This window comes from Stenotrophomonas maltophilia group sp. Smal32, from assembly GCF_030237085.1.
GTDB lineage: Bacteria > Pseudomonadota > Gammaproteobacteria > Xanthomonadales > Xanthomonadaceae > Stenotrophomonas > Stenotrophomonas maltophilia_Q.
On the sequence record NZ_JASJSI010000150.1, the window covers coordinates 1 to 8,159 of the forward strand.

7 protein-coding genes are annotated in these 8,159 nt (G+C 63.4%); 5 read left to right on the forward strand and 2 right to left on the reverse strand.

Translation table 11 applies throughout. From position 1 onward, the window contains the following. Positions 1-181 precede the first annotated feature (181 nt). The gene (locus tag QRO91_RS20885) at positions 182-1,609 is read left to right on the forward strand and encodes a DcaP family trimeric outer membrane transporter (protein ID WP_197650791.1); all 1,428 of its coding nucleotides are present in this window, start codon (positions 182-184) and stop codon (positions 1,607-1,609) included. A 98-nt stretch (positions 1,610-1,707) separates the two neighbouring features. Further along, a complete protein-coding gene (locus QRO91_RS20890) occupies positions 1,708-3,372 on the forward strand; it encodes an MFS transporter (RefSeq protein WP_049432099.1) in 1,665 nt (554 codons plus the stop codon). 280 nt (positions 3,373-3,652) lie between these two features. Here QRO91_RS20890 and QRO91_RS20895 read toward each other — a convergent pair whose 3' ends face one another. After that, entirely contained in the window at positions 3,653-4,288 is a 636-nt protein-coding gene (locus tag QRO91_RS20895; RefSeq protein WP_197620785.1) for a hypothetical protein, read from the reverse strand. A 53-nt stretch (positions 4,289-4,341) separates the two neighbouring features. Further along, on the reverse strand, positions 4,342-5,025 hold the full coding sequence (locus tag QRO91_RS20900) for a hypothetical protein (RefSeq protein WP_049432105.1): 684 nt from the start codon (positions 5,023-5,025) through the stop codon (positions 4,342-4,344). Between the two features lie 405 nt (positions 5,026-5,430). Between QRO91_RS20900 and QRO91_RS20905 the strand changes: the two genes are divergently transcribed. The 3 genes from QRO91_RS20905 to QRO91_RS20915 all read left to right on the forward strand — a co-directional run bounded on the left by QRO91_RS20905 (position 5,431) and on the right by QRO91_RS20915 (position 8,056). Further along, positions 5,431-5,925, forward strand: coding sequence for a hypothetical protein (locus QRO91_RS20905; protein ID WP_152906616.1), 495 nt, complete (start codon positions 5,431-5,433; stop codon positions 5,923-5,925). Between the two features lie 54 nt (positions 5,926-5,979). Then, positions 5,980-6,519 carry a DUF3304 domain-containing protein gene (locus QRO91_RS20910; RefSeq protein ID WP_049432129.1) on the forward strand — a complete coding sequence of 180 codons (540 nt, stop codon included), beginning with the start codon at positions 5,980-5,982 and terminating at the stop codon, positions 6,517-6,519. 127 nt (positions 6,520-6,646) lie between these two features. Further along, on the forward strand, positions 6,647-8,056 hold the full coding sequence (locus QRO91_RS20915) for a coniferyl aldehyde dehydrogenase (RefSeq protein WP_285310543.1): 1,410 nt from the start codon (positions 6,647-6,649) through the stop codon (positions 8,054-8,056). The last annotated feature ends 103 nt before the right edge of the window (positions 8,057-8,159 follow it).

Here is an 8,159-nt window from a genome sequence, read left to right on the forward strand (position 1 = left end):
CAGTTTGCCCCATCCACCCCCGGCCGCGTCACCACCCTGGTTAGACCATGGTCGAAAGTGAGCGCCCAGCAGGGCCGGGTTCGACCAATGGCGAATAGCCGCTATACATAATCGCCCCGCAGTCTCGGCTCGACCGTGCCCCACGCGCGGCATCACCTTGCCACTTGGGAGAGAGGGCAACATGAGCCACCGTACGTTGAAAGCCGTGCGCAAACCTTTGGCGGCCTGCCTGTTGGTCGCCCTGGTCGCACCGGGCATGGCGTTCGCAGAGACCGCCAAAGAGAAGGCACTGGAAGCACGCGTTGCCGAACTGGAACGCCAGGTCCAGCTGCTGCTGTCTTCGCAGCAACAACAACAGACCCAGATCAGCCAGACCCAGCAGGCGGTGACCGAAGTGCGCACGGTGCAGGCCGAGCAGAAGCCGGTCGCACAGGTGCCGGCCGGCAAGCAGCCGATCCAGGTCACCACCATCACCCCGGGCGCAGCGCCGGGTACCACGGTCAAGATCGGCGGCTTCATCAAGGCCGACTTCCTGGCCACCCAGACCAGCGATGGCCAGCTGGCCGACGACGCCACCGGCCGCTCGCTGTACCTGCCGGGCCAGACCCCGGTGGAAGGCGCCGGCGGCAGCGGCAAGCGTTCGGGCACCGACTTCAACGCCCACGCCAAGTTCTCGCGCTTCAACCTGGGCATCGACAACGTGAGCGAATCGGGCAACAAGGCCGGTGCGTTCTTCGAGATGGATTTCTTCGGCAATTCGCTGGGCAACCAGACCGCCACCAATACCTACGGTGTGACCCTGCGCCACGCCTACATGTACTGGAACAACTGGATGGCCGGCCAGACCTGGTCCAACTTCATGGACGCGGCCGCACTGCCCGAAGCGGTCGACTTCGTCGGTCCCACCGACGGCGTGATCTTCGTGCGCCAGGCCCAGGTGCGCTACACCCAGGGCGGCTTCAGCGTCGCGCTGGAAAACCCGGAAACCACCACCCTCACCGGTACCCGCAACCCGGTCACCGGCGCATGGACCAACGCCAGTGCCAACTCCGACCGTGGCAGCCTGCCCGATCTGACCATGCGCTATGGCTGGAAGGGTGATTGGGGCACCTTCGGTGTCGGCGGCATCGTCCGTCAGCTGAAGGTCGACAACCAGGCCACCGGCGCCAAGGCCGACAAGGTGGCTGGCGGCCTGACTTTGGGCGGCAAGTGGGTGATGGGTGACAGCGATTCGCTGCACTACCAGCTGACCGGCGGCGAAGGCATCGCCCGCTACATCGGCCTGGGCATTACCGCCGACAGTGCCTATGACGTGGCCCGCGACGAGCTCAACCCGACCGGCGTGCTTGCCGGCTACGTGGGCTGGCGGCATGCGTTCTCGCCGAAGCTGCGCACCAACCTGATCTACGCGCGCAGCGACTACGACAACGACAGCATTCTCGGCCCGCTGGTGACCAAGAGCGTGCAGAGCATCCGCGGCAACATCTTCTATTCGCCGCTGCCCAAGGTCGATATCGGCGCGGAGTTGATGTACGGCCGTCGCGAAGTGGAGAACGGCAACAAGGGTGATATCACCCGATTGCAGTTCACCACGAAGTACAGCTTCTAAGAGCGTGCCGGCCAACGGCCGGCACCTACCGAACTGAGTGCCGGCCAACGGTCGGCACCCACCGACCCAGGTCGGCACCTACAGAGGGAAAACGTCCCATGTCCAGCACTGCATCAAGCCCGCACAATCCAGCGGGCACCCTGACCAAGGGCCACAAGAAGGTCATCTTCGCCTCGAGCCTCGGCACGGTGTTCGAGTGGTATGACTTCTTCCTGTACGGCTCGCTCGCCGCCATCATCGCCAAGCAGTTCTTCAGCGGCGTCAATGAAACCACGGGCATGATCTTCGCCCTGCTGGCGTTTGCCGCCGGCTTCTTCGTGCGTCCGTTCGGCGCGGCCTTCTTCGGCAGCCTCGGCGATCGCATCGGCCGCAAGTACACCTTCCTGGTCACCATCCTGATCATGGGCATCTCGACCTTCCTGGTCGGCGTGCTGCCCAACTACGCTTCGATCGGTTTCGCCGCACCGGTGATCCTGATCATCCTGCGCCTGGCCCAGGGCCTGGCGATGGGCGGCGAGTACGGCGGTGCCGCCACTTACGTGGCCGAGCATGCGCCGGATGACAAGCGCGGCCTGTACACCAGCTTCATCCAGTGCACCGCCACGCTCGGCCTGTTCATGTCGCTGCTGATCATCCTGGCCTGCCGCTACTTCCTCGGCAACGAAGCCTTCGAAGCCTGGGGCTGGCGCATCCCGTTCCTGGTCTCGATCCTGTTGCTGGGCGTGTCCGTGTGGATCCGTCTGCAGCTGAGCGAATCGCCGCTGTTCCAGCAGATGAAGTCCGAGGGCAAGGGTTCCAAGACGCCGTTCCGTGACAGCCTGAAGGGCGGCAACCTGAAGCTGATGCTGCTGGTCCTGCTCGGCGCTGCAGCCGGCCAGGCCGTGGTCTGGTACGGCGGCCAGTTCTACGCGCTGTTCTTCCTCAGCAGCATGCTGAAGGTCGATGCCACCACCTCCTACCTGCTGATCGCGGCCGCGCTGGCGCTGGGCGTGCCGTTCTTCATCTTCTTCGGCTGGCTGTCCGACCGCATCGGCCGCAAGAAGATCATCCTGGCCGGCTGCCTGCTGGCGGCCGTCACCTACATCCCGATCTTCAAGGGCCTGACCCACTTCGCCAACCCGGCCATCGAAGAAGCCCGCAGCAGCTCGCCGGCCCTGGTCGTGGCCGATCCGAACACCTGCTCGTTCCAGTTCGATCCGGTGGGCCTGCGCAAGTTCACCAGCTCCTGCGACGTGGCCACCGCCGCGCTGACCAAGGCCGGTGTGCCGTACGACGTGCAGCCCGCCGCCGCCGGTTCGCTGGCGATGGTGAACGTGGGCAGCGCCAGCGTCACCTCGTATGAGGCCGCCGGCCTGACCAAGGAAGACGGCAAGGCCAAGGCCGATGCGTTCGGTGCGGAACTGAAGACCGCCCTGACCACCGCCGGCTATCCGGCCAAGGCGGATGGTGCCCGCATCAACATCGCCGGCACCATCTTCATGCTGTGGCTGCTGGTGCTGTACGTGACCATGGTCTACGGCCCGATCGCCGCTTACCTGGTTGAACTGTTCCCGACCCGCATCCGCTACACCTCGATGTCGCTGCCGTACCACATCGGCAACGGCTGGTTCGGTGGCTTCCTGCCGGCGATCTCGTTCGCGCTGGTGGCCGGTACCGGCAACCTGTACTACGGCCTGTGGTACCCCATCATCATCGCACTGATGTCGGTGGTGATCGGTGGCCTGTTCCTGCGCGAGACCAAGGACGTGGATATCACCAAGTAAGAATGATGTTCATCGGATGAAGGAGAGGCCGTGGTGCAGACCGCGGCCTTTTCGTTTCCCTGTAGCGCCGAGCCATGCTCGGCGACCGCGCAACGCGCGGCACAGAATTCCGCAGACGCGAACAGACAGCACTCAATGCCGTCATCGCGGTTGACAAGCATCCGAAGCCACAGCCCGTATCGCGCCCGGGGTCAGATCCCTTTCGCATGCGAAAGGGATCTGACTCAATCGCGGTAGGCAGTGCAAGTTAGAGCCTGGTGCAGTCGATCAACAGTAGGCTCTACCCGCCGTACAGCGCCCTTCTCTGCGAGGGAGTGACGTTAAAGATCCCCGCATCGATCAGCTTCTCGTAGTGGTCTCTGTTGCCTGGGCCTGGTGGGTCGCAGCGAAGCAGATTGTCGAGGGAACCATCGGGTGCATCCGAGGGACTCAGGCGGCCTGAGACATAGTCCTCCGCGGTGGGGCGCCCATCAGCAAGGATCAGCTCTGGAAGCGCCGAAGATACCCAGGCGCCAGCGTCATTGAACTGCCCTCCACAGAATTGCCCGGTCTGACGCGCGAACAGGCAGCCGCTTTGTGTGTCGATGAAACCGCAGTACTGCCTTTCATGCAGAGAACCGCGCCCATCCGTCAAGCCAACCTCCCCGGATTCCAAGTCAGTGACAAGCACATACCGACCGTCAGGGGACGTCGTCGGATCGGGGTCGTACTCGAACAGAGAGTACGAGCGCTTGCCGAGTGCCATGCGGCGCACCAGTTTGCCCTGCTTCATCACCGACAGGTTCCGGTAGCGACCGCTCTCCTCGCCGTCGTATCGCAGTGTGATGTTGCTGCCAGCGTGCACCCATCTCCCGCTGCCAGCCTTCGTATCCTCTGTTGAAGCCAGTGTTGCAAGCAGAGTGAAGATCAAGCTCAACAAGTTCATTCTCCAGGAAACCGTCATCTTCAGGCGGGAGCATGCGATGGGCATCAGGGGCTCGTGTTGGTCACTTCGGGACATTCACCTTCCTCCGCCAGCTGTCGCCTCGAGAACTCCTTGATGCACAACAAGCGCTGTTCACTCTCATCGCCTGCCTGCTCGATCTTTCTGCGCAACTGGTCGGCTTCCGGGCAGCGCGCAGCGCGAGCGACAACGAGGTTGCACACAGGAACAAACGGGAAGTACACGTCATGGCGTGGAACGTTCAGCTTCTCGTCCCAGGCCTTGAACGGGAAGAGCACATGTAACAACCCATCTGCCGCCTCATCTTCGTTTGGTCGCGTGAGGGCGACATCCGGCGCATCCCTGAGCAACGCCGTATAGGCGTCCAGGAAGCGACGGCCCCGACTCTCGTGCTCTGCTGGTGTCTTCGCCTGCCGCAAGGCGGTGTAGTACGGGAAGACGCTGTCTACATCGGGTCCGCCGCAGGTCACGCCGGACGAACGTGAGCTGTCTTTGACGGGGGGCTGTAGATAGCAGGTCGTACGTTCGAGTCTCTCTGCAAGTATCTCGAGCACCCTGCCAATACTGGCACCGGGTGTGGCATCGCCCTCGAGATCGCCGACGACGGCAGCCAGGGTGTCGCCTACCAACGGGATGTGTTCGTGCTCGGCGTTCAGGCCGACTTCCGCGACATCAATGGACTGCTCGCTGGCATCGGCAGTTCCGGCCATGAGAAGACATCCGGTCAGAAATGCAAATACGCGTCGCATCTACGCATGTTATTGGAGGTGGAACACTACCTTCAGCGCGCTGACGTCGTGCGGCAATGAAACAAGTACGAATCTACATATCAGCCCAGTATTTGATCGTACCGGTGCGGGATGACGTATCCAGCCACACGGAAGACGGGGGCTTCTAGCAAGAACTGCCAACTTCTGACGCAAATGGCCCGAACTCCCTTTGTTCGTCAGTACGCCCCATAGCATGTGTGATTCATCGAATCGGATCGGGACATGCGCAGGGTACTTCTGGCAGCGATCATCACTGTCTCAGCGTCAGCGGCTGGCGCTGAAACGCATGTAGCTGCCGACGGTGCGACACCGCAGGGAAGCCTGCGAGTCGAGGAAAGATCGCCCGTGATCAAACAACTTTGCAAGACAGAGAAGGTCTGGCTGTCCTGGAACAACGCCGTACCAAACGCAACGCTGGTGACCTGCGATTGCAGTTGCACATCGCATGACAACTCAGGATGGCTTGTCGAGGCGCAACCGGAAGTCGACACCTATCGGGTACATCGCGTCTCTCTCGGCAAGGTTTTCAGTCCCACGGAGTTACGTCGGGCTGGTGCGCGGATTCAGGACATCGTCTCGTCGCATCCGTGGTGTTCAGCCGCCAAACCGAGCGTGCCGACGAATGCCGTGTTCGCGACGTTGGTGAAGCAGCCCACGGAATCGGGGGATGAGCCTTACTGCTTTACACCCCACTTCTTCGTAGGTGATCGGAATGTCCCCCTGAAGAGGATTCCAGTGTCGGGCGAACAGTTCTCCGACGCGCCCGCAGCAGAATCAGCACTGATCGCGCGGGAGGTCGAGATGCTGCGTGACTGGAGGCGGGAGTTTGCGCCTGAGTAGGGCATTGGTGCCCTCGGACAAGAAATGAGGGCTATACATTATGGAGTTTCAATGATGTTTGCTTTGAAGCGCGTGGCGCTGGCATTTCTTGCTGGCCCACCTCTGCTCTTGTCTGCCTACGCTGTGGATGCGAGTGCGATCTATGGCGTCAACCACACCCACTGGGCGATCAACCGGTTCAGTGTCGATGGTCGTTCAGCCGTTGACATCATTGGCCCATATCAAGGCGGGGGTGGAGGCTGCTGCTACGGTGCACCAGAGCGCTGGTATCCGGGGCTGACGGTGCGGGTTGACTGGGAAACGGGTGCAGGAAGCTCGATAGATTTTCCTGGGACAGAAGATTGGTCCAAAGTTCTGGCTTGGAGAGAAAAAATCCTGGCGCAGAAGCGCAGGCAAAGCAAAGTCGTCCCCGTCCCGGACTACACCGGCCAGGACGTCTGCGGCATCACCGTGCATTTCCTGCCCTGCGATGAGATTCAGGTCACCACCTCCTGTTACGCGTACAGCAGCCCCGAGTACCCGATCAAAATCCCGCTTGAGTTGCCAGAACCTCAGTCATGCCCGGCAGAACCTACCGACCAGAAGAAGGCGTAGTGATGGACGGGTTTGCATGCGAGGGTGAACGCATGCAAGGCGGTTGGGAGGTGTCCGAATGAGACCCCGTGCCAGGACGTGAAGGTTGGCATGCGAGCCAAGCACGGCTCGACCCTACAATCGGCCCATGACCACCATCGCCCCAGCCGACCTCCCCGCCATCCTGCACACCCTGCGCAGCGCCTGGCAGGCCCAGCGCCCTTCGCTCGACCAGCGCGACACCGACCTGCGCCGCCTGCGCGAGGCGCTGAAGCCGCGTCTGGACGAAATGGCCCAGGCCATCGCCGAGGACTTCGGCCACCGCGCCCACACCGAATCGAAACTGGCCGATGGCATGAGCGTGCTGGCGGCCATCGACCACCTGCGCCGCCACCTGCGGCGCTGGTCGAAGCCGCAGCGGGCATCGGCGGGCTGGAAGCTGTGGCCGGCGCGCGCGCAGCTGCGGCCGACGCCACTGGGCGCGGTCGGGGTGATTTCGCCCTGGAATTACCCGGTCACGCTGACCCTGGTGCCGCTGGCCACCGCGATTGCCGCTGGCAACCACGTGCTGCTGAAGCCCTCTGAACACACGCCGCGCACCAGCGCGTTCCTGGCCGATCTGCTGGCCAGTGTGTTCCCGCCCGATCGGGTGGCGGTGGTGCAGGGCGGGGCGGATGTGGCCGCAGCGGTGTCGTCGCTGCCGCTGGACCATCTGCTGTTCACCGGCTCGACGGCCGTTGGCCGCAAGGTGATGGCCGCCGCAGCCGAGCATCTGGTGCCGGTCACGCTGGAACTGGGCGGCAAGTCGCCGGCGATTGTCTGTCGCGATTTCCCGCTGGACAAGGCCGCCGCGCGGTTGGCCACCGGCAAGTGGTTCAACGCCGGCCAGACCTGCATCGCGCCGGATTATGTGCTGATCGATACCGTTCGCCAGCGCGAGTTCGTACAGGCGCTGCAGCAGCAGGTGCGCGAGCGCTACGGCGATTTCAGCGATGCCGACGACTACACGCGCATCATCAACGAAGGCCAGTACCGGCGCCTGCAGGGCTATCTGGCGCAGGCGCGCGAACGCGGTGTGCCAGTGATTCCGCTGGCGCAGGTGGATGATGCGCGTGCTGACCGTGAGCGCCTGCTGGTGCCGACCGTGGTGCTGGACCCGCCGGACGACCTGGACCTGATGCGCGAGGAGATCTTCGGGCCGATCCTGCCGGTGCGGGCCTATCCGGATCTGGATGCTGCGCTGGCCGACGTGCTGTCGCGTGACCGGCCCCTGGCGCTGTATCCCTTCAGCCATGACACGGCGACGGTGGAGCGCATCCTCGGCCAGGTGGTGGCGGGCGGGGTGACGGTGAATGACACGCTGCTGCACTTCGCCGCCGATGGCCTGCCGTTTGGCGGGGTAGGGGCCAGCGGCATGGGCGCGTACCACGGCCGGGCCGGGTTCGACGCGATGAGCAAGCGGCTGCCGGTGCTGTGGCAGTCACGCTGGGCGGCCAGCGACCGGCTGCGGCCGCCGTATTCGAAGATTGCAGGGTTGTTGAAGCTGCTGCTGCGGTGAACCCAGGCAAGGCGTGGCTCTACTGAATCAGGGCCCGATTCTTCTGTAGAGCCGAGCCCACGCTCGGCTGCTGTTGGCTGGGTGGGGGCGGCCTCCAGGCGCC